This window comes from Treponema sp. OMZ 840 (genome assembly GCF_050937815.1).
In the GTDB taxonomy this organism is placed as follows: Bacteria; Spirochaetota; Spirochaetia; order Treponematales; family Treponemataceae; genus Treponema_C.
The window spans coordinates 1-25,708 of the sequence record NZ_JACDIJ010000005.1 but is presented as its reverse complement, the minus strand read 5'-3'; the positions used below and the strand labels follow the sequence as shown (position 1 = coordinate 25,708).

The following is a 25,708-nucleotide window of genomic DNA, read 5'->3' as shown; positions in this document are numbered from 1 at the left end:
CTTCATCGATAATATAAAAAACGCCGATGGCCGGCTCAACTACCTCGGCTTCCGCTTGGCGTGCTACTGCAGCCCCTAACGGGAATTTTATATAAAGAAAAGGTTTTTGCTTCCAATAACTTAGTTTAAAACAGCGACCGTACCCGCTGTTTAAACTCGATTCCGCGATGAAATTCGTTTGTAAACAGTTCGAAGCTGGCCGCCCCCGGCGATAAAACTACCGTATCGCCCGTTTCGAGGTGTTTTTTTAATTCGCATAACAGGGGTTCAAAACCCTCGTAGGGGCCGTAATAGCGAATGTTGCGTTGTTTTAGCAGGGGGATAAGCAGGTTTGTACCGCTTCCGCCGAGCAAGTACAGGCTTTTGGCGCGCGAAGCGTTTTCGGCAAGGGGCGTAAAATCGAGGTTTTTATCCGTACCTCCGCAAATAAGTACGGGCTCTTGTATAAAGGCGTTCAGTGCCGCCGCTGCCGCTTCGGGAATTGTGGCTGCGCTGTCATTGTAAAAGCGTATTCCCTTTGCTTCATAGAAAAATTCCATGCGGTGTTCTATGCCGCCGTATGTGTCCATTACATCCGCAATTTTATCCTGCGGCGCGCCGTATAAAACAAGCGCCAAAGCCGCATTTAGAACGTTTTGCCTCAGTTTTATACCCGGTATAAGCGGCGTGTTGTTCAGCGCGCGTATAAGCTTTGTGTCTATGCGGCAATACCCGTTTCCGTCTTCTGCAAAAAAAGCGCCCTGCACAGGGGCGGGCAGTTTTTTTTCACCGTAACGATAGGTAACAGCGCGGCTTTCGCGTGCAAATTCGTCGCCCCACTTATCGCCGTATGCGCAAATAAGGCGGCCGGTTTCGTCCATATTTTTATATATGATTTTTTTATCGGCGACGTATTTTTCCATTGTGCCGTACCAGTTTAAATGATCGCTCATAATCGGCGTAATAAGGGCGATACCGGGTTTAAAAAACGAAGTTTCTTTAAGGTCGGCAAGTTGCCAGCTTGAAAGCTCCAACACAACGGGGGTATCCGTCCCCGTTTTTTCGACAAAGCTAAGCGGGCTTACCGTGATATTGCCGCCTAAAAAAGCATTATAGCCTAAGGCTTTTAAACCGTAGTGCAGGGCGCTTACGGTTGAAGATTTTCCCTTGCTGCCCGTTACCGCTATGAGGGGAGCTTCCGAGAGGCTAAGAAAAACGGAAATGTCCGTTTCTATGCGTTTGGCATGTTCCAAATACACATTGCCTTCGCGTTTTACGCCGGGGTTTTTTATAACGATGTCGGCGCTTTTAAAATCTTCTATACGGTGTTCGCCGAGTACAAAACGGATATTGGAAAAGCATTTTAATTGTTCCAGCGAAGGACGAAGCGCTTCGGCGCTTTTTAAATCGGTAACGGTTACCCGTGCGCCCCGTTCGGCAAAAAAAGAAGCTGCGGCGCGCCCTCCGCCGTTAAGGCCCAAGCCCATAACGGTGATTCGTAGATTTTTCATCTGTTCCGATAACTGCATAAGGCAAGTATAGCAAAAAAAAAACCGCCTGAATAGTACAGACGGTTTCGCTTTAGCGCAAGTTTGGAATTCGATTGTTAGAATTTAATCGTAAGACCCGCTTTTACGTTTAAGCTGTTTGCCAAGGTATTTTTTACCTGTGTATCGGAACTTTGGCCGTAGTTATACGTACTGCCGTCGGGCAATTTGAATTCTTTTTTAGCGACAAGCGGGGCAAAATATACCGTGTCGGCAATACCGGCATAGATACCGAGGTGCTTTGTAAAGTAAAACTGTGCAAGTACGTTTGCACCCGCTCCGAGCATAAAGTCAAGCTTTGCATAGCTTACTTCATTACCCGTTACCGGAAGTTTCATCGTCTTTTGTGCGTACATTGTGTTCAATCCTACGCCGCCGCCTATAAAGAGGTTAAAGGGGCTTTTTTTAAAGAACGTAAAACCCGCTCCCAATTGGCTGTCGAAGATGATTGCCGAGTTTTTCAAATCGTTAATATTGCTGTTAATAATGTCCGAATGGGTTTTTGCAGGAAAGGCCATTTGAATCATACCGTACAAAAACCTGCCGCGTACGTCGAGGGCAAAGCCTGCAGCATTGTTTTTTTCATCTTTAAGATTGCCGAAAGAATCGCCTACAATGGCTTGAACGTCTGCGGGTAAGGTTCCCCCTTCCATCTTTGTGCGTACAAGATAGTTTGTAAAAGCCGGTCCGATTGAAATTGCAGTATCTGCAAATACAAATACAGCCGATACCAATAAGACAACGGCCGCAATCAATAGTCTTTTTTGTTTCATAAAAACCTCCTTGAAAATTAAAACGATGTAGCATCATTTTAGGGTCATTTATATGATATACTAAAATTATAAAAAAAACAATATAAAGCTACACGATGCACTGAATTTTACTTCCGGTTATGCCTTTTTCTATTTCCAGCCGTGCACCTATGCGTGTTTTTAAAGCAGCGACGTGAGAAACAAGGCCTATACAGCGGCTGCCGCGGATTTCGTCCAGTACCGACAAAGCTTTTTCCAATGCCGTATCGTCAAGAGAACCGAAGCCCTCGTCTATAAAAAGGGAATCGAGCTGAACACCGCCGCTTTTTGCCTGAACGGTATCGCTGACGGCAAGAGCCAAGCTTATTGACGCCATAAAGGTTTCGCCGCCTGAAAGGGTAGAGCAGGGGCGGCGTTTTCCCGTATAATTATCGTATATTTCCAAGTCCAAGCCCTGATAGCCGCGGCCTCCTGCGGCTTCTTTTACGTAAAGCTCATAGCGGCCGTCCGATATGCGTTCGAGCCGTTTGCCCGCGTAAAAGCATATTTCCTGAAGATACATTTGCAGTATCCACGATTCAAGCTGTATTTTTTTCGGATTTTTTCCCGAAACGGCGTTGTGGATTTTTTCATAATCGGCCAAGGCGGCAAACAGTTCTTTGCGCCGCTTTTCCAATTGCATAAATTCGTCGTTTTTTGCCCTTATATCGGAAAGCAAAACTTGAATTTCGTGCACGTGCGCTTCTTTTTCGGCAAGTACTCGTTCCGTTTGGGCTTTTTGTTCCGAAAGTTCGGCATAAAGGCGTTCCATTTGTTCCGGATTTTCAGGCAGCGCGGCTTTTTTTTCTTCTCGTATAATTTCAAGCCGCCGTTTTTCGGTTTTATATGCTTCGATTTGACGTTCCAAATCCTCTGCATTGTTTTTTAATTCTAAAACGGAACGTACGGCTTGTTCCGCCGTATTGCTTGAACCTTGCATAAGACTGAGGGGCGAATCGGCAAGGGCTGCATCCAGTTTTGCGGCGGCTTCGGCACGTTCCGTTTCGCTTATGAGCACGTCTTTATGCAATATTTTCGCTTTGCCGCTTAATTCGGCATGCTCTTTTTCGGCTTGTGCCCTTTGTTCTCTGTATGCTTGTACGTTTTTTTCCGCTTGATTCCGTTCGTTATATAAATCTTCCAATATCTTTCGAATGTATACGGGATTTTCGTCTTCTTTTGCGTGAATATGCGTTTGCAATGGGGATAAAAGTTCTTTAAGATGCTGCTTTGTGTGCAAAAGGCGCGCTTGTGCCGCCGCTTTGTCTTTTTCCAAAGCGATAAGCCGTTTTTCGGGAACTTGGAGTTCGTTTTCGTATTTTTGTATTTGAGCGCATGCCTGTTCCAGCTCCCGTATGTGTGCCGCATGCTGTTCGCGCATATGCTGTGCGTGATTAAGGTTTTGTTCCGCATCGGCGGCGGCAAGCGTTTGTGCTTTTTTTTCGCATTCGCCGATAAAATCGTCCGAAAAAATCGGCAGGTTTTTTTTACTTTGGTTTATACGTCCCTGAAGTTCTTTTTCGCTGTCTTCGGTTTCTCTAAGAGAACGTTCCGCTTGCATGCACAACTGTTCTTGCGTTTTTATTTTTTCTGCCAAGTCAAGCGATTGTTCTTTCGGTACGGCGGGTGAAGGATGTTCCGTAGAACCGCATACCGGGCAGGGGCTGCCGTTTTGCAAATGCTGCGCTAAAAAACAGGCAGCCGAATTTGTATCGATATGTTCTTTTTCCCGTAAAAAATCATTTAAAATCATACGGGCTTTTTCGGCCGTATCCTTTGCCGATGTTTGCAGTGCCTTTAATTCGTTTTCACGGACTTTAAGGAGTATGTATTCGGCTTCCGACACGTTTTGTTCGGCTTTTTTTGCGTTTTCGCGCAATTCATATTCTTTTTGCCTGATTTGCTGCAAAGGATTAAGTTTTTCCGTAATCGCCTGCTTTTCCGCATCGGCGGTTTGTATACTCCGCTCAATATCGGCCGCGTTTTGTTTTGCCTCATCCAAATCGTTTGCGCCTTTTAAAGCGTGTTCCGCGTTTTGAATAAGCAGCGAAAGTTCGCGTGTGCGTTTTTCGTTCAATTCGGCTTCGGCTGCGCGGTTTTCCATATCGGAAAGTTTTTGTGTGCACGTGTCGAGTTTTTGGCGGGTATCGCTCAGTTCTTTTTGTATGCGGTTGTACTGTAATTCGGCCGCTTCTGCGGCATTTAAAAGAGGTTCGATGCTCAGGGCAAAACGAATATGCGCAAGTGTTTTTTCCCGTTCTGCCTGCCGCCCGCTTTGTTCGTCCAAACGCAGCAATTCTTTGTTTATATGCTCGTATTCGCGGTATTGCCGCAGGTTTTCTTCGGTTTGTACAATTTGTGTGTGTATCTTTAAAAGATTTTTACGCAGCCGGTCGCAGTTTTGCATGCTTTGTTTTACGTTTTTTTCATATTCCTCAATACGGTTTTGAGCGTCGGCAGTCGAAAATACCTTTTCAAGGCGGTTCAAAGCGTTCATTACTTCTTCAAGCATATTGTCAAGGCGGTTTTTTTCTTCTTTTACGGCTTCGGCGGTTCGGGTAAAACGTTCGATAGGAAAGAGTTTTGCCAGCATATTTTTCCGCTCGCTGGATTTTTGCCGTAAAAATTCGGCAAAATCGCCTTGCGGCAGCAATATAATCCGCGAAAATTCATCCGCCGACAAGGCAAGAAGGGATTGTATAAGCGCGTCGGTTTCGCTTTTTTGGCAGCTTAACAATTGCGCCCTATTGTCGGCGATAAGGTGCAGTTCAACCGCTTCGGCGCTTTCGGTAAGCGTTCCGTTACGGGTAATTCTGCTTACGGGCAGCGTTCTTCGGATACGGTATTGTTTTCCGTTGAGTAAAAAATCAAGCTCCGCAAAACATTCGTCCTGTTCGCCGCAAAAGCCGGAACGCAGTAAGCGTATGTCGTTTTGTTTCCTTGAACCGGGTAAACTCCCGTATAAGGCGTATGTAAGGGAATCGAGAACGGTGGTTTTACCGGAGCCTGTTTTGCCGCAAATAAGGAACATATCGCCCAAAAGAGAAAAGTCGATACGGTGTTCTCCGGCAAAAGAGGCTATGTTTTTTACGGTCAGCTTAAGCGGTTTCATTTGTACGTATCCTTTGTTCTGTTTGTACGAATAAATCCACCGCTTTTTCCCAATCGGCATTTTGTGCGGCGCAATCCGCATTGCGGGTATTGTCCGCATTGTCGGTATTTAAAAGTCCGGCATCTTTTAAAAACGAATACAAAATATCTTTAAGCGGCAGCCGGTCCTGTGCTTCCAACAGCCGCCTTTTTTTTTCCGCTTGTGCGCCGTTTAAGCTTTGCATTCGAATGTCCGCTTCGCGCTTAACCGAAAGCAAAAACGGAAATTTTTCACGCAATCGCGCCGCTGCATTTTCCGCAACGACGGAATCGGTATACGTACATTCCACATAATCGCCGGCATATTCGGCGTACATATCGGTGCGGAATAATTGTTCAAAGTTTCCGGTTATTTTAACGACGCGGCGTAAACTTTTAACGGGCAGGGCGGTTATTTTAACCGAATTGTTTTTTTGAGCTGTCTGCGGATTAAATTCGACCCGTAATAATTTTTTTTCCGTTCCCGCCTCATCAAAAGAATATGAAAGCGGCGAACCGGCATAATACATGCGGTCGGTCACTTTTTGCATTTTGTGAATATGACCTGCCGCCGTGTATGCAAAAAAATCGAAAAGGGAAGCGTCTATTTGTTCGGCAGTACCGATAAAAATACGCTCGGAACCGCCGCTTTGCGCGCCGGTTGTAAATACATGGCAGGACAATAAAGCCGCCAAATCTTTAAATGCCGAATCGCTTTTTTGCAGTTTTCTATGGGCTTTTTGTATTCTTTTAACCGCTTCCCGGACCAAGTCTTCTTGAGAGCGCAAAACCGTGCCGTCGCAAGCGGTTAGTGCGCCGCTTTGCAAAAAAGGCAGTTGATAAAGGGCGGCTTCGACGCTTCCTTCTTTATTTTTTAGAAAGACGGGTTTTATACAGTTTATAGGATCGCTTGCAATATAAATATGCTCGTTTTCTAAAAGTTCCGCCGCAAAACCCAGCCGTTTTGCCGAATCGTGATTGCCCGGAATAATGCATACGGCAAGGCCGGGAAGCGTATTATGGATGCGGCTTAAAAACCTGTCAAAAAGGCTTACCGCTTCCGGCGGCGGAACCGCCTTGTCGTACACATCTCCGCTGATAATGAGTGCATCGTAATGATATGAAGTCAACTCGGAAAAAAGGGAATCAAGCATAAAGGATTGGTCTTCAAGAAGTGAAAATTCGTAAAAAATTTTACCTAAATGCAAATCCCCCGTTTGCAAAATGCTGAGCATAAGGCATACTGTAGCATAAAGACGGTATTTTTGCTATAGTTTGACTATGAGTAGGATTATACGCGCTTCGGTACTCGGTTATTGTATGGGAGTGCGCCGTGCCGTGAAGCTTGCCGAAGACACTTTAAAAAAATATGCCGATTCGGATGTGTACAGTATCGGCCCTCTTATACATAATGAAGATGCGCTTGCGTACTTAGCCTCCTTGGGGCTTACCGTTCTTGATGAAACCGCATTGGAACATCTTTGTGCGGAATCCGAACATAAAGCAAAAAAATCCGTCGTTATTATCCGCGCTCACGGGGCAGCTCCCGATATACGTGAAAAACTGCACGCTGCCGGCATTGTCATTGTCGATGCGACGTGCCCGCGCGTACTTGCAAATCAAAAAAAAGTTTTTAATTGCGCCGTACAAAAATACAAAATAATTATAGCGGGCGACAAAAGCCACGGCGAAGTTACCGCTCTCTGGGGCGAAGCTGTTCATGCGGGAGCCGAATGCGTTATTGTACATAACGAACATGAAGCGCTCGTTCTCAGCCGCAGCAGCGGTTTTGCGGGTGCAAAAACCGCATTGGTAAGTCAAACAACCGTGAGCACCGACGAATATGAGAAGATACGTGCAATACTGTGCGGCGTACATCCGGATATACGGGTATTCGATACGATATGTCCGGCAACGCATGAGCGGCAAAAAGCTTTGCGGGAACTGTCCGGACAGGTTGACGGAATTCTTGTTGTCGGAGGAAAAAACTCGGCAAATACCAAACGTTTGTTTCAAAGCGCTCTGCGTTTATGCCCTTATGCGGCCCATATCGAAAGCGCCGCCGATATTCCGGCGGATTTTTTTAATTTACAAACCGTCGGCATTACAGCCGGAGCATCCACTCCGGATGCGGTTATTCGGGGCGTCGAAAACCGCTTGTTAAAAAAAACCGAAATGTTAAAAGAAGCCTGATATGAGTTTTTTACAAGGACCGCCTTCGTCAATTCCCGTCGTTTCGTTTTCGCAAGCAGGTTCGAAAACCCTAACGGAAGGGAGCACTGTATTTGTTCGTGTTCTTGCATTCGAAGGAAGCGGGCGTTATACGGTATCCTTTGCGGGGCAGCGCTTTAGCGTTTTTTCACGCAGCGCTTTACCTCCGGGAACTTCTTTCCGCGCCGATGTGCGCATGGAAAACGGCCGTATTTTGCTTGTGCCCCGGCGGGAACCTGCGTTTTCCGATTCGGCCGGCAATTCGGTAAAGCGGTTTTCATCACTGAATGCCGACAGTTCGGGTAAACTTTTTTCCTTTTTGCAGCAGCTCGGTTTGCCCGCCGACAGCCTGTCTTTTCGCTTGGTTCAGTTTTTCCAAGAAAACGGCGTACAGTTTAATAGCCGCTTTGCTTTAAAAGCGCGTTCTCTTGCAAAGCGTTTTAAAGGATATGAAGACGATGCCGCCGAAGCCGCTTTATTTTTGCTGCAAAAAGGAATAGAGCCGGATGAAAAAAGTATTATGTATGTTTTGTCTTTGCTTTACGGAACTTGCGGCGACGATACAAACAATAAGGGCGGCGAGTTTTTGCACGAATTTTCGGCTTTTTCTTTGTCCGATATCGAAAACACTATCGTATCGCATTTGTATGAAAAACCCGAACATATTGTGTCTTTGCCGCCGGGACTGCTATCGTTTTTGAATCACACCAAAACCTCCGAAAAACATTGGATATTTCTTCCCTTTGAATATTGTATTGGAGATAAGGTTTTTAGTGGAGTTATTAGAGTTTTTTTAAACCTTGAACAAAAAAAAGCTGAAAAAGCGGTGATTTCGGCGTTTACACCTATTACGAATTATCTTTTCATGCTATACTTTAAACATCAAACAAATCAAAAAGAGAAATTAGGTATACATATTGACTATTGCATAAGTCCTGCCGTGTCGGAATCAAAAACGGCACGGCTTAACCGTTTATTAAACGAATTGCTGTCGGCAATTGCGGAAACGGAGGTTTGTTATCGACAGGATTTGTTTGATTCGGGAGGCTTTACCGGTATGCCGGATCTTTCATTTGTCGAGGCCCGCGCATGAGTAAACGTAACGATTTTCGGAAAACCGCCGTAGCTTTACGCTACCCGGAAGGGTTTCCGGCGCCCTTTATTGCTTGTAAAGGAAGGGGGCGGCTTGCCGATGCCATAATACGGACGGCAAAAGAATCGGGGGTTCCCTTGGTTGCGGAGCCTGAAACGGCACAAATACTTTCGCTGCAAGAGATAGGCAGCTATATTCCGCAGGAAACATATCAAATTCTCGCGGCGGTATTTTGTTTTTTAAAAGAGAATGAAGCGTATGGAAACGATTAAAAGCGAATCATTAAAAGAAGGTATGCGATTTTCCGCTCCCGTTTTTTTTGATGACGGAAAAAATATGTTTTTGGGTGAAAAAAGGCCTGTTACACCTTTTCATTTAAACGTTCTTACGCGTTGGAAAATACCCTATGTCATAACTTACGGTAAAGAATGTTCGCAAGATCAAAGTGCGGAATCGGATGATGTTGAAGAGTTGGAAATGCTGGAAGAACTTGAACCTGCCGATTCGGGAAATTCTTCCCTTTCCAACATTATACGTAAAAAAATGACCGATGTTTCTTTATGGCAATCGTATTCGAAAGCTTTAAAAAGTATGCAGCGGATTTATATGAATTACAAAGACGAGGACAAGGTCGATAAATCGCTGTTTGACGAAATCGTAAAATCGGTATACAAGCTCGTAAACGAAGACAGGGATTTTGCACTTAATTGTGTTTTTTGTAAAATTGAAAAAAGTTCCTTTTATCCGGGAGCGGCTTTGGATACCGCCATTCTGGTTACGGTTGTGGGGTCCGCTTTATCGCTGCCTCAGCCGACTATCATACACAGTATAACGGCGGCTTTGCTGCACCATCTCGATATGATGCATATTTCCGATCCCGCTTTGGGTAAAAGCGGGCAATTCGGATTGATTGAAGACGTGCAGCTAAAAACACAGTTGCAAAAAACAACGGTTTTTGCTTCGGATGTTTTAATGTATCCGCGCGAAGTTATCGTTATTCTTATGCAGCGCCATGAACATTGGGACGGAACGGGTTTTCCCGACGGCCGCAGGGGAGAAGACATAGACATCGGCGCCCGCCTTTTAATCGTATGCGACGCTTTTTACAATATGATTTCAAAAAAGCCCGAAGGCGGCGGTTTGCTTGCCTACGATGCCGCAAAAAAGCTTTTGGATGCAAAAGAAAAATATTTCGATTCTTCCGTGCTTAAAGCCTTTGTCCGTTCCATAGGCTTATATCCGCCGGGTACCTTTGTTTTGCTCAACGATTCGTCGATTGCACAAGTTGTGTGTAATAACGCCGAAGCCCCCTTTGTTCCCTCCGTACAGATTATTTTATCGAACGGAGCAAAAGAGGATAAGGTGGGACAATTAATAGATTTAAATGTTCAAAAAACGGTTTTTATTGTCCGGGCAATACATCCGGAAAGTGAAATGGCCGGTGGCTGATAAATCGGATAATACAATTCAAAAGGGGAAAAAAGGAGAAAAAAAGGCAGAAGATTACCTTAAGGAACACGGATATACCGTTTTATACCGTAATTGGCGTACCCGCAGAGGTGAAATCGATATTATAGCTGAAAAAGACGGCGTACTTGTTTTTGCCGAAGTTAAAGCACTGTCTTGTTCTCCGATTGATACTCTTGAACGTGTACTCGGCAGTATAAAACAAAAAAAAATAATCGAAACGGCTAAATGTTTTTTGCTGGAGAATCGACAATATAATAACAGCTATATCAGATTTGATGTGCTTATTATTGATGTACCCTATTATCCTCCGGTATATCATATAAAAAACGCTTTTTCGGAGTGTGTATGACGGTTTCTGCAAAAAACGCTGCGGCTGAAAATATTCCGCTTAAAATATTGGAAATCCGCCGCAAAATTAACGACACTGCTTATGTCGATAATGCGGTGCAGCGCATAGCCTTGGTTTTAAGCCGTGAAATTGCCGGAAAACCCTGCCGTTTTAAAGAAGTGATATTATGAATAACGTAAAAGAAGAAAAACAGCATAAAAACGAAAAAAGAAGACGGAATAATAAACGCCGCAAAGATACGGCAAAAAAAGACAATTCCGTTTCCGCATCTTCGGCACGTATACCCGAAGCGGAATATTTACCTCCCTATGCGCCGGAACCGGTGCAGTGTTCTTTGTGCAATAAGCCGGTAAAGGATTTTATGTCGGCGTTGGCGGATAAAACAACAGGGGAACCGGTACACTTCGATTGTGTGCTTAACTATCTTAACGAGCATGAAAATTTGGAAAAAAACCGAAGCATTTCATATATAGGACAGGGACGTTTTGCCGTCATCTCTTTTAAAACTCCTTCGGATCTTTCGCATTTTACAATCGAACGTATTATAGAATGGGAACCTCGTGATAAAAAATATTCGTGGCGCTCCGATATTGCCGATTTATACAGCAGTATAAAATGATGTGTATGGAAAAAATAAAGAAAAGTTTTTTTTATTTGTTTCTTTTGTTTGTTTTCACCTGTTTTGCCCAAACGCCGCCTGCATCTTTTTATGTCGATGCGGAAAAAGCTTCCTCCGTTATTGCTTTAAACACCGATTTTGACATTTACTTCGATTTCCTGTTTACGAGTTTGCAAACGGAGCAAAATCCCTCTTCACCGCTTAAAGCTGCCGTTCCGTCAAACTGGAATAAGCAGTATTCCGAATTTAAAGGCGAAAAAACCGCTTACGGTTATGCCACATACCGGCTTTTATTGCAGGGTATACAGCCCGGAATCCGCTATGCCTTTTATATGAAATATACGCCGTCGGCTTCTTGTGTAATATATGTCGATGGAAAGCAAATTGTTTCGGCAGGGCAGGTGTCCGCTTCCGAGGAAAATTTTAAACCCGCATACAAACCGATGTATGCGGAATTTACCGCATCAAACCGGGGCGAGGCGGAACTTGTTATACAAGTGGCGAATTGGACATACCGCAAGGGAGGACTTTGGACTCCCGTATACTTCGGTAAACAAAATGTTGTATACCGTTATTACAATACAAGCGCGGGCATTACTTTTTTTATCTGCGCAATGCTTTTATTTTTGGTTATCGTTTGTTTTACAATATTTGCTTTAAACGTCAAAAAACATAATTCTCTATATTTGGGACTTTTTTTGTTTTCCCTTGCGATCCGCATGAGTATAACCGGTTTTAACATAGCCAGTTTAATTTTTGAAAATTTTCCGTATGCACTGGCGTTTAAGCTTGAGTATTCCGTTTTATGGCTTGCGCCGACCGCTTTTTTGTATTTTTTATATTCAATGTTTACGTGGGCACCTGCCAAGCGATTAAAGTATGCATACGGCATTTTTCAACTTACGCTCGGCGTTCTTTCGATTGTTTTGCCTATTTCGATAGTCAACAGAATGGTACCGCTTTTTGAAATAGGAACCGTTTTAGGCGCTCTGTATTGCGGAATTTTGCTTATTATTGCGTTTTTAAAAAAAGAAAAACGTGTATTTATGTATTCCGTATCTTTGTTTGTCGTCGCCCTTGCCGTATTGTACGAAATTGCGTATCTTTCCATACACGGAACGCTTGTATACAGTTTTATTCCTTTGGCTTTTTTAATTCTTGCTATCGTACAGTTTTTTACTCTTGCCGCCCAAGAAACCTCTTTGTTTTCGGACAGGGTTGTACTTATACATAAGCTGAAAAAACTGAACGATGCATATGTACGCTTTGTACCGCGCGAATTTTTGGATCTTTTAAATAAAAAAAACATAACCGATGTTGCTTTGGGCGATTATGTTCAGCGGGATATGGGCATTTTGTTTTCGCAAATTTACATCAAATCGGACGGGGAAGAAATATCCTTGGAAGAACAATACGATATTTTCAGCACTTTTTCGATGGTAGTGTCTTTGCTTATGCCGCAATATAAGGGTTTTGTAAGTAAATTTCTCAGCCGCGGAATAATAGCTTTATTTCCTTCCGGTACGCAGGATGCCGTTAATTGCAGCTTTGAAATACAGGAGCGCATAGATAAACTCAACGAAATACGCCGTTCTGCCGGCAGACCGCCCGTTTCCGTTGCAATGGGAATACACTACGGCAGAATGATTTTAGGAACTATAGGCGAAATTTCACGTTTGGACGATACGGTTATATCGGATGCGGTGAACACCGCAGCGCGTATAGAAAGCGTCGCCGAAAAATTAAAATCGCCCGTTTTGGTTTCGCTTGAAGCGGTCGAAAAATCCGATTTGGCAAAAAATCCCGATATTGCTTTAATTCCCTTAGGCAACATTCATATAAAGGGCAGGGTAAAATTGGTTTCGCTTTTCAAGTGCCTTCCTCTGGAACCTTTTCGTGAAAAACTTGCACAAAAAATCAAACGAACTGTTCATATCGGGGCGGACAAGGAGCAAACATATGAAACGATATAAAATCCGTACCGCTTTCGGCTCCGTGTTGTTTTTGTGTATATTATTAACGGCCGTATATACCGTTCCGGTCGGTGCCGCCGCACGCACGGACATTCCCGTTTTATCCGCCGGATACATACATATTGAAAATCCCGACAAACTCGAAAACTCTTTTATCAAATTATCCGGTTTATGGGAATTCTATTGGAATAGGTTTGTAGACCCGCATGATTTTTACTCGCTTGACGCCGCACCGGCACAAAGCCCTGAAGCGGACGCCTTTGTTAAAGTTCCGTCGGTATGGAATACGTTTATAAACGATCCGATTGCAAAACGCGGCAAGGGTTGTGCAAGCTACCATATAAAGCTTACGAATCTAAAACCGAATTTCAGATACGCAATGTTTATGTTTGACAAGGTCGGAACGGCTGCAAAATTGTATTGTAACGGAGATCTTGTGTTTTCCCAAGGTACCGCTTCGGAAAATTACAGCCAAACCCGTGCAATGCGTTCTATGGATATTGCAGTACTCGAATCGGACAGTCAAGGCGTTATCGATTTGGTGTTCCATTGTTCGAACAGTATTTACCGGAAGGGCGGTTTGTGGAGCGAAATAACGTTTGCCGAAGAAACTCACGTGCGGCATTGGTTTTTTTTAACGCTTAACTTTAACTTCTTTTATGCCGGCGCCTTGCTCAGCATTATGCTGTATCACCTTTTTTTGTTTTTATTCAGAAAATACGATTGGCCGAGTTTTTATTTTTCGTTATTTGCGTTTTCGATATTTTTAAGAAGCGTGTCGGCGGATTTTTCGTTATTGCTGTATTATTTGCCCGCATTTCCGTACGGCTTCGATATGAAAATAGAATATAGCGTTGTTTTTATGGCACCGGTATGCTTTATGCTTTATTTGGTATTTTTATATAATATCGATTTAAAAAGCAATTCGAAAAAAAATCTTATAGTTAAACTTGTGATTTATATAGGTATATTTTTAGGTGTCGCCGTATGGTCTTTGCCTTTGCGCTGGGCCAATTATCTTGTCGTTCCCTGTTTGACATATTTATTGATAAGCGCAACAATTGTGTTGGTTGTTTTATTTATGGAATTGCGCCAAAACAGTTTTGAAATATTCCTTTTAACCGTTCTCAGCATTGCGGTAACCGGCTTGGGTACCTTACACGATATATTGGCTCTTCAAATGATGCGTGTTCCCTTTCCCGATTTAAGGCTGGTATCGTATTCGTTTATCGTTTTTGTATTTTTTCAATCGCTTATTACGGCAATCAGGCATGAAAAAGCTTCTGCGGCGATAGAATTATTGTCCGGAAATTTGCAAAAAATAAATATGTCTTATATGCGCTTTGTGCCTCAAGAATTTTTACAGCTTTTAAAAAAAGGAAATATCACCGATGTCGAAATGGGCGATTATACAATGCGGGACGTAACGCTGCTTTGTGCGGATATCCGCAATTTTACCCCCATATCCGAACAACTCGGTTGTAAAGAAGTGTTTGATTTGCTTAATACCTGTTTGACCAATATAGCCCCCCTTATCCGTACGCACGGAGGCTTTATTGAAAAGTATTTGGGCGATTGTATAGTTGCCGTTTTTCCGGACAACAGGTCCAATATTTTTCAGTGTGCCGTTGAAATGCAGCAAAAAATGCAAAGTTTAAAAACCGGCAAACCAATTTCACTGCGTATCGGTATAGGTATTCATTACGGGAAGGTTGTTCTCGGTACTACAGGATCGGCCGAACGCTTATCGCAAATAGCGGTATCGGAGGCCGTCGATACGGTAATGCGTTTGGAATCTTTAACCAAATTATACGGAGAAAAGGTATTGGTTTCAGGTGCGGTTTTAAAAAAAGCCGGAAACGGAAAAGCTTCCCAAGAATTTAAATTCGTAAAAATAAATACGGGGCGCTTACGGCAACCCTTGGAAGAAGAAGTATTTGCTCTCGAGATTCCTGAAATCGCAATTTCTTAAACAGAGATTTTTTTAATCGAAATTCCTTAAATGCAAAAAAAAGGCTGCCGAAAAAGCATTTCTTTTTCAGCAGCCTTTTTGCCGGGAACCGGAATTGAACCGGCACGGCGTTTAAATGCCGAGGGATTTTAAGTCCCTTGTGTCTACCTATTCCACCATCCCGGCAAAAACGGTCTTCGTAACCCGTATATAGTATCAGAAAACTTCGGGGGCTGTCAATCCGTTTTTGTTTTAAAAAAGCTTCTTCCCATGAAAACAAAAAAAAGATATACTTATATCATGGACTTGCATATACCGACAAAAAATTTGCAGTGGCCTGAAAAGGGCAGTATTGTTGCGGTAGGCCTATCGGGCGGTGTCGATTCGGCCGTTACGGCCCTTTTGCTTAAAGAAAGGGGCTGTACGGTTGTCGGTGTTACCATGTCCAGTTGGAACAATGATGTACCCTTGCCGCCGGCAAAAGACGGTATACGGATGTCTTGTTACGGTTCCGACGAGGCTATCGATATAGCTCAGTGTGCCGAATTTTGTGCGGCACAGGGTATACGGCATTATGTGATAGATGTACGCCAAGCGTATAAATCTTTTGTTTTGGACTATTTTAAAAGAGAGTACAGAAGCGGCCGTACGCCGAATCCCTGTGTTCATTGCAATGAACATGTAAAATTCGGTGCTCTCATAGAAGGCTGCCGCATTTTAAATATTGATTTTGATTATTTTTGTACGGGACACTATGCTTCTTTGGTGCGCCCTCTTATTCCTATAGAACGGATGTATTGCTTGGCGGCCGTCGAGCGGCAAATGGATACATCCGGAACGGCAGGACCTGGCGCGGCCGAACTTAAATCTGATAAACCTGCTGCGGCCGAACTTAAATCGGATGCGCTTGAGGCGGATGCACTCGGCGGGTCTAAAACAACGGAAGCCTTTTCGGGCGCGAGTTTTCCCGTTATGGTAGCGGCCGCAAAAGATGCCGGTAAAGATCAAACCTATTTTTTGCACCGGGTTTCTTCAAAGGTTTTTGAAAAGGTGCGCTTTCCTCTCAGCGGCTTTACGAAAAAAGAGATTTTCGAATATGCCCGGGAACACGGTTTGACAGCGGCCGCGCGCAGTGAAAGTCAGGATTTTATACCTCCCGAATATTTTGATATTATATTTTCGGATCAAGCATCCGTTTGCGGCGATATTGTCGATACGGAGGGTAAAAAAATAGGGGAACACCGGGGAATAGAGCATTATACGATAGGACAAAGGCGCGGTCTCGGCGTCAGCGCTAACCGCCCCTTATATGTTCGATCCATCGATGCCGATCGCAACCGTATTGTTTTAGCCGATGAAGACAATCTGGTGTCTTGCGGACTTGAAGCGGATTCTTGGGTGTGGACGGGTGATTATGCTCCTGCTGTCGAATTCAACGCTACGGTAAAAATACGCTTGGCTTCTCCTCCCTGCCGTGCGCGTATTGTCCCTTCGGATGCGGGAAAATATAAAATTTTTTTTGAAAAACCGCAAAGAGCTGTTGCCCCGGGGCAGTCCGCAGTAGTATATTTAAATCAGCTCATATTAGGAGGCGGGATTATAACCCGGGCAATATAGATGTCAAAACGGATATATTTTGATTATAATGCGACGACACCTCTTTCTAAAGAAGTGCTTGCTTTTTATACGGATAAACTTACCGAATACGCAAATGCGTCAAGTTTGCATGAGGACGGGAGACATTCTGCCGAAACCGTTAAAACGGCCCGCAGTCAAATAGCACAATTGATTAATGCCGAAGACGCTTCGGATATTTTATTTACTTCCGGCGGTTCCGAATCGAATAATACGGTTTTTAATACTATGATTTCAGAGTCGATAAAACGTAACAATAAATTTATCGTTACAACTTCCATAGAACATCCCTGTGTATTGGAATCCGCGCGCATACTGCAAAAAAAAGGTTTTGACGTATTATTTTTACCCGTCGATTCGGACGGTATTGTAGATAATGCGGCCTATAAAGCCGCCCTTGAAAAAAAACCGCTTTTTGTTTCCGTTATGACGGCAAATAATGAGATCGGCACAATACAGGATATTCCCGCTTTAGCCGCCCTTGCCCATAAAGCCGGTTCTCTTTTTCATACCGATATGGTTCAAGCTTGCGGGAAGATTCCCGTCGATGTTACCGCATGGGATGTCGATTATGCAACGATTTCCGCTCATAAAATTTACGGGCCGAAGGGGATAGGCGCCTTATATGTAAAAAAAGGCGCGCCTTTGGAACCGCTTATCCGCGGCGGTCATCAAGAACACGGATTACGTGCCGGCACATATAATACGCCGGCTATTGCCGCTTTCGGTTTGGCGGCACAAAAAGCTTTGGAAAATATCGATACCTATGCACGGAAAACCGGAGAACTGCGTCTTTTGCTGCGCGACGGTTTTTTAAAGCGTATCCCCAATATAAAAATAAACGGACATCCCGAACGGGTGCTGCCGAATACGCTTGACGTTTCTTTCCCCGGTGCCGAAGGGGAGGCTATTCTTTTACACTTGGACTTATTGGGAATTGCCGTTTCAACGGGTTCGGCTTGTGCGTCGGGCAGTTTGGAACCTTCTCATGTTCTTGTAGCTACGGGAATGGGGCCCGAACTTGCACACGGATCGATTCGGTTCAGTTTGGGAATGGACAGCACAAAAGAAGAAGTGGAGTATCTTTTGGATAAGATGCCCGCTGTTATAGATACATTACGCAAAATGTCAACGGTGGCATAAAGCGCTGTGAGGTAGAGTAATTATGAATGAATGGTTATATTCGGATACGGTAAAAGATCATTTTATGCATCCTAAAAATGTATTGATGGAAGAAGAATCGAAATGGCCCTGCGACGGCAGAGGAATTGTGGGAAATATACAGTGCGGGGACCAAATGTTGGTATTGCTTCGTATAAAAGACGATGTTATTACCGATGTCAGGTGGAAAACCTACGGTTGTGCCAGTGCTATCGCTTCAACTTCGATTTTGTCCGAATCGATAAAGGGAATGAATATTGCCGATGCATATAAGTTACGGCCGGAAGATATCGTTTCAAAATTGGGCGGTCTTCCCGCAAATAAAATTCACTGTTCGGTTTTAGGCGATAAAGCGTTACGTTCCGCTATCGACGATTATTTGCAAAAACAGGGACGCCCGTCTTTTAAGGGACAAGAGCATACGGTTGTTATCTGCCATTGTTTAAATGTTACCGACCGCGACTTGGAAGAAGCCTATAAAGCCGGAGATAGAACTTGGGAAGATTTGCAGGCCCGCACCAAAATAGGTACCGGATGCGGAAAATGCAAAGAGCGTGCGATGGAAAAAATGCATGAGTTCTCTCATTTATACGGAGAATAATATACGGGGAATAAAAAGCGTTTTGCCGCTTAGCTAAAAAACGTTGATATTGATATGAAACGACGTTTCTTTCATTCCGATGTCTTTTACCGATATGTCTATGGTGTTTTTTCCCTTTGATAAAACGATTTCGGCTAAACGCAACGTTTTTGTATCCGGATACAGGGTCGGAAGATCATAATGTTTGTCGCCCTGTATGCATAATGTACCCAAATACGTTTTTAAAGCCGTATAATCGGTTTTTTCTATAAGATTTCCGTTTACCGACACCCCTGTTGTGTACGGCATAGTTCCCGGAACGATATCGGTAAATACCGTGTAAGTTCCTCCGTTGATATGCATACCGTTTGTTAAAGTAATCGGATTGTCGTTTTTTTTCTTTATTCGTATATTTTTTATACTAAAGGGTTTTGCTGCGGCTGCGGAATTCATAAGGATAAGCGGATTTATTGCCGCCTTTATTTTTGTATCTATAACTTGAAATTGTAAACTTTCTTCGCCTTGTTTCCATCCCGAATTCCCGCTTATACCTATAAGCGCTTCGGCTTCCACGCTGCCGCTTCCGTCATCGGCGGAATTTTTTTCTAAGCCCCCATATACTGTAAGTATATGATTTTTGTGACTTATAATAACCGCATTGCCCAAGGTTGAGGGAAACCATCCGGCAGCCTCAATATCCGATTTTAGTGTTATTAAAATATCGCCCTTATCCGCCGCTTTAACTTCGCCGGGTTTGTTGAATATTAAGCCGCGGTTAAAGGTATCTGCGTGTTTTTGGGTAAAAAAAACGGCAATATTATCCGCAAGCTGGGGCCAATTAAACGCATACAGCGGAATTATATACAATAAAACCGCAGCAAAAACAAAAACCGATTTGTATTTATGTACAGTGTGTTTTTTCATGTAAGCCCCTTTTTCAGCCTAATCGAAACTGAGCGTCATTTTTGATATGCGGTCGTTGCAGCCCACATATATATTGCCGTTTTCCGCATATAAAAAAGCATTTTCGGCTTTAAACGAAAAAGCTCCCTTATTATACTTTCCTTCGCACAAAATCGTAACGGTGTACATATCGGCGTCTTTGCTGAGTACAAAAAAAATATCCTTACTTCCGAATTCGCTTATGGATAGCACTTTACCCGAAAACGGCATAAAAAAAGCTTCTTTTTCTTTTAGAAGTACGCTTATCAAGCCCGATTTACCGTTAAAAAAAGCGTATTTATCGTCACTGCTGAAGCGGACAAGGGTTTGTTCTCTGAGGTTGTCTTTTAGATAATCATGATATATTATTTTTGTTTTACCGCCGGCAAGTTCGGCAATAACAATTCTTTGCGGATTTAAGCCCGAAAGACAAGCGCAATATGTTCCGCTTTGCGAAAGCGCGGCACCGAAAATAACCTGCGTATTGCTGCCTCCCGGATAAAAATCGCCGGTAATTTGTCCTTTTTCATTAAAACATATGATATTACCGTCTGCAAACCCGGCCGCACATCCGGCGCGGCTTGAAGAAAATGCCGTTATCGGCACATAGTTTTCGTATGCCCATTCGGTGCCGCCGCTGCCGTTATGTTTTGAAAACGAACTTCCTCCCGGATGAAATAAAAAAATGCCGGTATTATCAAAAAAAGGAAAGCCGGATTTATCGAAAGAACCGCTTTTGTGTCCGTCCGGAGTAAAAAAGTCGATATAAGCGGCATCTTGATCGTATACCGTCCAAAAATCGGCGGAAACGGAAGAACGCCGATCGACGGGAATAAACGACGTTATTACCCCGTCCTCCGTATAATAGCCGATTTTTGTACCCAATTTGAACGGAAAACGCTTTTTATCGGTGTATGCCGTATTTTCCGCTTCTTTATTAACGGAAATTGTCCAGCAGGGGGTTATATCAAGCTTTTTTTCCAAGGGCTGCACCGCCAAAAAGAGGTAGGCTATAACGAATATCAGCAAAATCGGAAAAAGCGGAAAACTCTTATCGTTTATTTTCATTGTAAAACTATCGTATAGTAGGCTTTGAATCTAGTCAAGAGTCGCTTTGTGCGTTTTTATCTCCATAGTCGGTGTTCTTGGGGCTGTAATACTTGACAAAAAAACGTAAACAATGCAAAATAATGTACATATATCAGTTGAATGTGTAAGGAGTTTCCGGTGGATGATGATATTCTTACAATTGAAGAAGTAGCTAAATACTTACGGGTTTCGGAACGCACGGTATACGATTGGGCACAAAAAGGAGAAATTCCTTCCGGTAAAATCGGTACCGTATGGCGATTTAAAAAATCCGAAATTGAAAAATGGGTAAATGAGCGTTTGTCTTCGGGAACAAAAAACGTTTCGCCGGGAAATCGAATCCAAGTAAAGAATATTTTATCTCCCGACAGAATCGTTTTTCTTAATCATTCAACTAAACACGATGCTTTGCTTGAATTGGCAAAAAATTTAAGTACTGCGCCCCAAATAAAGCACGGCGAAGAACTTGCTTCCGAGATTTTAAAGCGCGAAGAATTGATGTCTACCGCTATCGGGCGCTCGATTGCGATTCCTCACGTGCGCTTAACCTCGGTAACCGACCTTGTTATGTCGGTGGGTATAAGCAAGGTCGATATCATCGATTTTCAAACGATAGACGATGCGCCCGTGCGCCTTTTGTTTATGATTGCCGCAGCCTATAATCAGCACGCCTATTATTTGCAGGCGCTTTCATTTTTCAGCTCAAAACTTAAAAACGCCGATTTACGTGCGGGACTTTTGGCCGTTAAAACGGCACAGGAAGCGTACGAACTGCTTATAAAAGAAGACTGAAGATTCGTGCAATTTGTAAAAATTACACTTTTGTGATATACTTTTTCCAATAAAACCGAGGAGATACTTATATGGTTATTCCGGTCGCAGTGGAATGCTTGCATGATTATAAATTACTTATAACTTTTTCAAACGGTGAAAAAAAGATATACAATGCCCAGCATGATATACATCAAGGTGTTTTAAGGAAATTGCAAAATAAATCGTTGAATACGAACTGTCATTTCTTTTTCAAAAACTTCATACACAAGCCGATGCTGAATATTGATTCTTCTCGAGTATTTTCCCGTCAAATCACCTACTAATTTTTCATAGGGCGGCGAATTCTGAAAAGGATCGTTTTTTAATACCTCAATTAATCTCTTAACCGTGTCTTTTAAATTTGATTGTTCAATTCTTTTACTGTCTTTTACAGCCTGCTTTGAATAAACTACATTCCACATTACCACTCAAGGTTCTTCACACTTTCTTCCAAAGGTTCTTTACTTGCTTCAAGAATAGATTCTCTCATTCCCGGAATTGAACATAAATACAAAGTTTCCTGAATTGAATTCCAATCCTCTTCAGAAATCAATACGGCATTATTTCTTTTTCCGGAAATTATTATAGGTTCGTGGAAATCTTTTGTTTGGTCAATTAAATTATATAAATTCGATCTTGCAGCGGTTGCTGTCATTACTGCCATGTGAATACCTCCATATAAATAAAGCGTACGATATACCGTACGCTTTGACAATACCCTTTTTTTTATTTACTCTTACACAATTTGCCATAATTCATTTTCAGATATATCACCGTAGATGGTGTGAGTTTTTACCTTTTTGCCAAATGCTTTTACATTTTGTAAATTACCTATCATTTTTGCTATTTGACCGTGATATTGATTTACTGAACAATTTTCAGGATATTCTCTCAAATATGCAATGTGATATTCGGATTTTGTTATGAGTTCATTGATTATTGTATGAGAATCAAACAAATCTCCCTCTGAAAATGAATTTACTATTTCTTGAATTGTTTCACTTAATGTCATACAAGCTTGCCTAATTTTGAGGAATACGCTCTTTTCCGCTACAACCGTTCTATAGCCTGTATTTCCCATTCTTCAAGCGGATCTTTGGCAATGGTATAATATACCCGTACCTTTTCTCCTTTTTTCAGTGAAGAAGCCCGTCCGGTAAACGACATTTTTTCGGTGAGAATATTGTCCGTTGTGGAAAGGGTGATTGCCGTATTTGATTGTCCTAAAAATAACACCTCGGAAACATACTTAACTCTGACTGTTGGGAAAGTACGCTGATTTGAAAAATCTTTTTTGTTCATAGCGGCACGAGCATCCATTAAGTCGGTCAGAGGATATTCGGTCGGGTCAAATATATCATTGGGAGCATTTCCTGTCGAGCCGCCGAAAAGATATGCAGCCATAGCATCCGCACCTGTAGGAACATGGGCATCTTCTGCCGTTATATAGCGCATACCGCTTGTAAGAATAAAATGTGCCGGATTAAAAACGGATTTTTCAATGTCGCGTACAAACATAATGAGGCTTGCAATTTCCCGGCTGTTGTCATCAAAGACAGCAACAAGATAAAAGGTTGCAGCGGCATTTGCTTCCGGCGGTAGGTCTGAAACTTCGTCTGAAGCAAGAGCTAGAGGATAACTGTCCGTATCAACTCCAAAAGAAGCTTTAAATGCCGTATCGCTTATAGAAGATTGCTTTCGATTTAGATCACGTACAATCGCTCTTTTCGCTTCCGCATCATAACCTTTATAGAGAGCTTTTACTTTAAAATAATAGGGCTTGCCCGGTTCAGTCAATTTTTCTGTTGTAATTTCTTTGATACTTGTGATCGATTGAGGCTGGAAAGTTATTTCAATAGATTCTTCAATCGTCTTGGTTTCTTTTTCCTTTGTAAAGCGTTGGTAATCGTCTGCAAGCAATCGTAGGAATTTTTCAGACGAATCTTCTTTTTCTTGTTTAATATCTGTTTCGGCTTGAGAAGCACTGGTATCTTGCGCTTCATCAAATAAAAAAGACATACAACCGGTAAAAAAAACGGTGCATACTGTAAAAATGCATACTAAACCGATAAATTTTTTCATAGAACCTCCTCTAAATTATAAATTTTCGAATCGAATACCGGTTATTTTTCAAGATCATCCAATGACTTGGAAAGGTCATCCAAAGATTCGGAAAGGTCGTTCAGTTTTTCAATTGTATTCGGCAGTTTTTTTGCAGCATCGGTCATCATGGAAACTCCTATTATAAGTCTAACCGTACCGATGAGCATAAAAATTCCGCAAATTATTGTTCCGGCAATATTTGCACCGCGTCTTTTATTTTTCACAATACCCGTAATTCCAAATGCCAAACCGATAACCAATAAGGGAAGTCCCAGCCAATTCATAATACCTAACAATGGAATTAATCCTATCAAAACAAAAAATAATCCTATTATTCCTAAAATAATACTTGCCATTTTACGGCCTCCTATACATAAATATTCTTGTGCAGCGGAATAAAATATGTGCCTACCGATTAACCCCTTTTCCTCCGTCAAGAGAATCAACTCGATTTCGGCTTTTCCGATATTCATTCTCTTTTGATCTTACGTAAACAATCTTTTCCGCAGAAATGACATTTAGTAGATGTCATTTCTAAGTCTATTGTAAGCTATATTTTAATTATTGACAATCAGTAAATGTCAAGAAAAAGATGTATAAGAATCGAAACGGTAATACAAATAATATTTCCGGGAAAAATATTTCCGTGCTGAGAAAGGCTTTTAGGCCTGTACTTTCTCAACGTGCATTGGCGGATAAGATGCAGCTTTTCGGTATAGATCTTGATAAAAACGCCATTCAGCGCATAGAATGCGGTAAGCGTTTTGTTACGGATATAGAGCTTGCTGCTTTTGCAAAAGTATTGAATACATCACTCGACATATTGCTGCAAAATGAGGACGGTTAATTTATATCGATAAATGCCGATTTGCGCTCGGGCCTTTTAGCCGCTGAAACGCCGGCCGAAGCCTACGAACTGCTTATTAAAGAGGACTGATTACCTTCCCAATCCTTCTATCCCGAACCACTTGGTACTGTCGCTCATATTCTGAGGAACAAGGCCGAGGTCGACCGGGGCGGTTGTTTCGTCGAGCAGATACTGTGTGCCGTCCTGCTCAAGGCCGGCTGCCTGACCGATCTACAAAAAAGACAGCTTAGTTACGGGCAGGCTGTCTTTAAAAATGTGCGCTTGATAAAAAACAACTATAATTTATAGTCAATTATGTGGAAAGCCTGTTTGACACAGCCTACTGAATTTACAATAAAGACTTCACAGTTTTGAATTCCATTTTGGTGCAGGAGATATTTATGATAATACGATATAACCCCGGTTATGCCGTTACCCCTTTCTTTAATACAGTTCCTGTGGATTTATATGTGAGGTAGAGAGTGAAGCCGCTTTATTACATATTACTTTTTCTTTTGTCGGTAATTCAGCTGTCTGCACTCGATATTAACGGTTTTTGGGTTTCCGAAAGTCAGTACCGTAAGATGGTCAATTCCGATTATTTTTCGGATATTACCGATTGTAATTATATTCACCATGACGTATACGGTTTTACCGTAACGGGATGTTTTGAATCGGACGGTTTGATAATTAAATATGACGAAAAAAAACAAGAGGGATTTTTCAATTATCATAGTGAGCATGATGAAAAGATTTTTAAGAAAGCAGAAAATTCATCAAAAATAATATTTGATACTGTTTATACACGTCCGCTTGATGAATATAGAGGTTCTATGGAAATTGTAAAAGTCGGTACAAACAAAATTATCATAAAATTTGATCCGCCCGGTTATTTTGAAAATGAAAGCCCCTTCATACGGATTTCGTCGGAATCAACTATGGAAAAAATAAATGCAATTGTCAATGATTCAAGAGTAAGGATCCGAACAGAGCCAAACCTTAATGCCGATGTATGGGGATATATGAATAAAAATTACAAAGTGGTAATTAAAGATAAATCTGCGGAAGCCTTTACAATTGATAATGAAACGTGGTATTGGTACAAAGTAGAATCAAAAAATTATCCCGACGGCTGGGTATACGGCAAGTATCTAGACATAGAAGAGGGTAACGAAGGGGAAGCGGACAAGGGCGCGCAAGCTTTCTAAAATGATGCAAATTCTTCCTGTATTTTATTCGTTTTTCCCCGGCGTAACGGATTTTTTCATAGTGTTTATGTAAAGTATGTGGTATAATAGGGGAAAGGAGTTCTCGGCGACTTTAATACCGAAGATAAGTTAAAGACGGCAGGAAACGTTATGAAGGGGAAAAAAATAATTGCTATAATTTCTGTATTGCTTATTTTTACGATATGCGCCGTTTCCGG

General features: G+C 42.4%; 26 protein-coding genes and 1 tRNA gene. 15 read left to right on the top strand and 12 right to left on the bottom strand.

Annotated elements, in window-relative coordinates:
• Positions 1-125: 125 nt before the first annotated feature.
• The 4 genes from murD to H0R92_RS08365 all read right to left on the bottom strand — a co-directional run bounded on the left by murD (position 126) and on the right by H0R92_RS08365 (position 6,681).
• The gene (gene murD / locus H0R92_RS08380; protein WP_432963109.1) at positions 126-1,508 is read right to left on the bottom strand and encodes a UDP-N-acetylmuramoyl-L-alanine--D-glutamate ligase; all 1,383 of its coding nucleotides are present in this window, start codon (positions 1,506-1,508) and stop codon (positions 126-128) included.
• Between the two features lie 77 nt (positions 1,509-1,585).
• Complete coding sequence (locus H0R92_RS08375; protein WP_432963106.1) at positions 1,586-2,299, bottom strand: DUF2715 domain-containing protein; 714 nt, start codon at positions 2,297-2,299, stop codon at positions 1,586-1,588.
• 88 nt (positions 2,300-2,387) lie between these two features.
• A complete protein-coding gene (locus H0R92_RS08370) occupies positions 2,388-5,429 on the bottom strand; it encodes an AAA family ATPase (protein WP_432963103.1) in 3,042 nt (1,013 codons plus the stop codon).
• On the bottom strand, positions 5,416-6,681 hold the full coding sequence (locus H0R92_RS08365) for an exonuclease SbcCD subunit D (protein WP_432963100.1): 1,266 nt from the start codon (positions 6,679-6,681) through the stop codon (positions 5,416-5,418). Before H0R92_RS08365 ends, H0R92_RS08370 begins: the two co-directional genes overlap by 14 nt.
• Before the next feature lie 46 nt (positions 6,682-6,727).
• Here H0R92_RS08365 and ispH point away from each other — a divergent pair, with 46 nt between their 5' ends.
• Genes ispH through H0R92_RS08320 form a run of 9 tightly spaced genes read left to right on the top strand, consistent with a single transcriptional unit; the run spans position 6,728 to position 15,133 of the window.
• Entirely contained in the window at positions 6,728-7,639 is a 912-nt protein-coding gene (gene ispH, locus H0R92_RS08360; RefSeq protein ID WP_432963097.1) for a 4-hydroxy-3-methylbut-2-enyl diphosphate reductase, read from the top strand.
• Position 7,640: 1 nt separating this feature from the next.
• Positions 7,641-8,750 (top strand): hypothetical protein, encoded by a 1,110-nt coding sequence (locus tag H0R92_RS08355; protein WP_432963094.1) that lies wholly within the window; start codon positions 7,641-7,643, stop codon positions 8,748-8,750.
• Positions 8,747-9,022, top strand: a complete 276-nt coding sequence (locus H0R92_RS08350; RefSeq protein WP_432963091.1) for an EscU/YscU/HrcU family type III secretion system export apparatus switch protein — start codon at positions 8,747-8,749, stop codon at positions 9,020-9,022. The genes H0R92_RS08355 and H0R92_RS08350 overlap by 4 nt, the downstream gene beginning before the upstream one ends.
• Positions 9,009-10,199: an HD-GYP domain-containing protein gene (locus H0R92_RS08345; protein ID WP_432963088.1), complete on the top strand. Its 1,191-nt coding sequence runs from the start codon at positions 9,009-9,011 to the stop codon at positions 10,197-10,199. The genes H0R92_RS08350 and H0R92_RS08345 overlap by 14 nt, the downstream gene beginning before the upstream one ends.
• Positions 10,192-10,569, top strand: coding sequence for a YraN family protein (locus H0R92_RS08340; protein ID WP_432963085.1), 378 nt, complete (start codon positions 10,192-10,194; stop codon positions 10,567-10,569). Before H0R92_RS08345 ends, H0R92_RS08340 begins: the two co-directional genes overlap by 8 nt.
• A complete protein-coding gene (locus H0R92_RS08335) occupies positions 10,566-10,739 on the top strand; it encodes a hypothetical protein (protein ID WP_432963082.1) in 174 nt (57 codons plus the stop codon). The genes H0R92_RS08340 and H0R92_RS08335 overlap by 4 nt, the downstream gene beginning before the upstream one ends.
• A complete protein-coding gene (locus H0R92_RS08330) occupies positions 10,736-11,188 on the top strand; it encodes a hypothetical protein (RefSeq protein WP_432963079.1) in 453 nt (150 codons plus the stop codon). The genes H0R92_RS08335 and H0R92_RS08330 overlap by 4 nt, the downstream gene beginning before the upstream one ends.
• 5 nt (positions 11,189-11,193) lie before the next feature.
• Positions 11,194-13,161, top strand: coding sequence for an adenylate/guanylate cyclase domain-containing protein (locus H0R92_RS08325; RefSeq protein WP_432963076.1), 1,968 nt, complete (start codon positions 11,194-11,196; stop codon positions 13,159-13,161).
• Positions 13,148-15,133: an adenylate/guanylate cyclase domain-containing protein gene (locus tag H0R92_RS08320; RefSeq protein ID WP_432963073.1), complete on the top strand. Its 1,986-nt coding sequence runs from the start codon at positions 13,148-13,150 to the stop codon at positions 15,131-15,133. Before H0R92_RS08325 ends, H0R92_RS08320 begins: the two co-directional genes overlap by 14 nt.
• 79 nt (positions 15,134-15,212) lie before the next feature.
• Here the strand turns inward: H0R92_RS08320 and H0R92_RS08315 are convergent.
• Positions 15,213-15,298 (bottom strand) — tRNA-Leu (locus H0R92_RS08315).
• A 114-nt stretch (positions 15,299-15,412) separates the two neighbouring features.
• Between H0R92_RS08315 and H0R92_RS08310 the strand changes: the two genes are divergently transcribed.
• Genes H0R92_RS08310 through H0R92_RS08300 form a run of 3 tightly spaced genes read left to right on the top strand, consistent with a single transcriptional unit; the run spans position 15,413 to position 18,509 of the window.
• Positions 15,413-16,729 carry an MnmA/TRMU family protein gene (locus tag H0R92_RS08310; protein ID WP_432963070.1) on the top strand — a complete coding sequence of 439 codons (1,317 nt, stop codon included), beginning with the start codon at positions 15,413-15,415 and terminating at the stop codon, positions 16,727-16,729.
• Complete coding sequence (locus H0R92_RS08305) at positions 16,730-17,890, top strand: cysteine desulfurase family protein (RefSeq protein ID WP_432963067.1); 1,161 nt, start codon at positions 16,730-16,732, stop codon at positions 17,888-17,890. It begins immediately after the preceding gene.
• A 22-nt stretch (positions 17,891-17,912) separates the two neighbouring features.
• Positions 17,913-18,509 (top strand): iron-sulfur cluster assembly scaffold protein, encoded by a 597-nt coding sequence (locus tag H0R92_RS08300; RefSeq protein WP_432963064.1) that lies wholly within the window; start codon positions 17,913-17,915, stop codon positions 18,507-18,509.
• Between the two features lie 33 nt (positions 18,510-18,542).
• Here the strand turns inward: H0R92_RS08300 and H0R92_RS08295 are convergent, their stop codons facing one another.
• Both H0R92_RS08295 and H0R92_RS08290 read right to left on the bottom strand, forming a co-directional pair.
• Positions 18,543-19,412: a peptidoglycan DD-metalloendopeptidase family protein gene (locus H0R92_RS08295; RefSeq protein ID WP_432963061.1), complete on the bottom strand. Its 870-nt coding sequence runs from the start codon at positions 19,410-19,412 to the stop codon at positions 18,543-18,545.
• A gap of 18 nt (positions 19,413-19,430) precedes the next feature.
• Positions 19,431-20,498 (bottom strand): hypothetical protein, encoded by a 1,068-nt coding sequence (locus tag H0R92_RS08290; RefSeq protein ID WP_432963058.1) that lies wholly within the window; start codon positions 20,496-20,498, stop codon positions 19,431-19,433.
• Between the two features lie 159 nt (positions 20,499-20,657).
• Between H0R92_RS08290 and H0R92_RS08285 the strand changes: the two genes are divergently transcribed.
• The gene (locus H0R92_RS08285; RefSeq protein WP_432963055.1) at positions 20,658-21,311 is read left to right on the top strand and encodes a PTS sugar transporter subunit IIA; all 654 of its coding nucleotides are present in this window, start codon (positions 20,658-20,660) and stop codon (positions 21,309-21,311) included.
• Positions 21,312-21,493: 182 nt separating this feature from the next.
• On the opposite strand, the gene H0R92_RS08280 is transcribed toward H0R92_RS08285, so the two are convergent.
• From H0R92_RS08280 to H0R92_RS08260, 5 genes are all read right to left on the bottom strand, one after another.
• The gene (locus H0R92_RS08280; RefSeq protein WP_432963052.1) at positions 21,494-21,754 is read right to left on the bottom strand and encodes a Txe/YoeB family addiction module toxin; all 261 of its coding nucleotides are present in this window, start codon (positions 21,752-21,754) and stop codon (positions 21,494-21,496) included.
• Entirely contained in the window at positions 21,754-21,996 is a 243-nt protein-coding gene (locus H0R92_RS08275; protein WP_432963049.1) for a type II toxin-antitoxin system Phd/YefM family antitoxin, read from the bottom strand. Before H0R92_RS08275 ends, H0R92_RS08280 begins: the two co-directional genes overlap by 1 nt.
• 72 nt (positions 21,997-22,068) lie before the next feature.
• Positions 22,069-22,344: a hypothetical protein gene (locus H0R92_RS08270; protein WP_432963046.1), complete on the bottom strand. Its 276-nt coding sequence runs from the start codon at positions 22,342-22,344 to the stop codon at positions 22,069-22,071.
• A 38-nt stretch (positions 22,345-22,382) separates the two neighbouring features.
• A complete protein-coding gene (locus H0R92_RS08265; RefSeq protein WP_432963043.1) occupies positions 22,383-23,414 on the bottom strand; it encodes a hypothetical protein in 1,032 nt (343 codons plus the stop codon).
• Between the two features lie 41 nt (positions 23,415-23,455).
• Complete coding sequence (locus H0R92_RS08260; RefSeq protein WP_432963040.1) at positions 23,456-23,791, bottom strand: hypothetical protein; 336 nt, start codon at positions 23,789-23,791, stop codon at positions 23,456-23,458.
• A gap of 332 nt (positions 23,792-24,123) precedes the next feature.
• On the opposite strand from H0R92_RS08260, the gene H0R92_RS08255 reads away from it, so the two are divergent.
• Both H0R92_RS08255 and H0R92_RS08250 read left to right on the top strand, forming a co-directional pair.
• Positions 24,124-24,282, top strand: coding sequence for a hypothetical protein (locus H0R92_RS08255; RefSeq protein WP_432963037.1), 159 nt, complete (start codon positions 24,124-24,126; stop codon positions 24,280-24,282).
• A 482-nt stretch (positions 24,283-24,764) separates the two neighbouring features.
• Entirely contained in the window at positions 24,765-25,490 is a 726-nt protein-coding gene (locus H0R92_RS08250; RefSeq protein WP_432963034.1) for an SH3 domain-containing protein, read from the top strand.
• Positions 25,491-25,708 lie beyond the last annotated feature (218 nt).

Coding starts and splice junctions, on each gene's coding strand:
- murD (WP_432963109.1), bottom strand. CDS start 1,508: ATGCAGTTATCGGAACAGATGAAAAATCTACGAATCACCGTTATGGGC.
- H0R92_RS08375 (WP_432963106.1), bottom strand. CDS start 2,299: ATGAAACAAAAAAGACTATTGATTGCGGCCGTTGTCTTATTGGTATCG.
- H0R92_RS08370 (WP_432963103.1), bottom strand. CDS start 5,429: ATGAAACCGCTTAAGCTGACCGTAAAAAACATAGCCTCTTTTGCCGGA.
- H0R92_RS08365 (WP_432963100.1), bottom strand. CDS start 6,681: ATGCTCAGCATTTTGCAAACGGGGGATTTGCATTTAGGTAAAATTTTT.
- ispH (WP_432963097.1), top strand. CDS start 6,728: ATGAGTAGGATTATACGCGCTTCGGTACTCGGTTATTGTATGGGAGTG.
- H0R92_RS08355 (WP_432963094.1), top strand. CDS start 7,641: ATGAGTTTTTTACAAGGACCGCCTTCGTCAATTCCCGTCGTTTCGTTT.
- H0R92_RS08350 (WP_432963091.1), top strand. CDS start 8,747: ATGAGTAAACGTAACGATTTTCGGAAAACCGCCGTAGCTTTACGCTAC.
- H0R92_RS08345 (WP_432963088.1), top strand. CDS start 9,009: ATGGAAACGATTAAAAGCGAATCATTAAAAGAAGGTATGCGATTTTCC.
- H0R92_RS08335 (WP_432963082.1), top strand. CDS start 10,566: ATGACGGTTTCTGCAAAAAACGCTGCGGCTGAAAATATTCCGCTTAAA.
- H0R92_RS08330 (WP_432963079.1), top strand. CDS start 10,736: ATGAATAACGTAAAAGAAGAAAAACAGCATAAAAACGAAAAAAGAAGA.
- H0R92_RS08325 (WP_432963076.1), top strand. CDS start 11,194: ATGGAAAAAATAAAGAAAAGTTTTTTTTATTTGTTTCTTTTGTTTGTT.
- H0R92_RS08320 (WP_432963073.1), top strand. CDS start 13,148: ATGAAACGATATAAAATCCGTACCGCTTTCGGCTCCGTGTTGTTTTTG.
- H0R92_RS08310 (WP_432963070.1), top strand. CDS start 15,413: ATGGACTTGCATATACCGACAAAAAATTTGCAGTGGCCTGAAAAGGGC.
- H0R92_RS08305 (WP_432963067.1), top strand. CDS start 16,730: ATGTCAAAACGGATATATTTTGATTATAATGCGACGACACCTCTTTCT.
- H0R92_RS08300 (WP_432963064.1), top strand. CDS start 17,913: ATGAATGAATGGTTATATTCGGATACGGTAAAAGATCATTTTATGCAT.
- H0R92_RS08295 (WP_432963061.1), bottom strand. CDS start 19,412: ATGAAAAAACACACTGTACATAAATACAAATCGGTTTTTGTTTTTGCT.
- H0R92_RS08290 (WP_432963058.1), bottom strand. CDS start 20,498: ATGAAAATAAACGATAAGAGTTTTCCGCTTTTTCCGATTTTGCTGATA.
- H0R92_RS08280 (WP_432963052.1), bottom strand. CDS start 21,754: ATGTGGAATGTAGTTTATTCAAAGCAGGCTGTAAAAGACAGTAAAAGA.
- H0R92_RS08275 (WP_432963049.1), bottom strand. CDS start 21,996: ATGGCAGTAATGACAGCAACCGCTGCAAGATCGAATTTATATAATTTA.
- H0R92_RS08270 (WP_432963046.1), bottom strand. CDS start 22,344: ATGACATTAAGTGAAACAATTCAAGAAATAGTAAATTCATTTTCAGAG.
- H0R92_RS08265 (WP_432963043.1), bottom strand. CDS start 23,414: ATGAAAAAATTTATCGGTTTAGTATGCATTTTTACAGTATGCACCGTT.
- H0R92_RS08260 (WP_432963040.1), bottom strand. CDS start 23,791: ATGGCAAGTATTATTTTAGGAATAATAGGATTATTTTTTGTTTTGATA.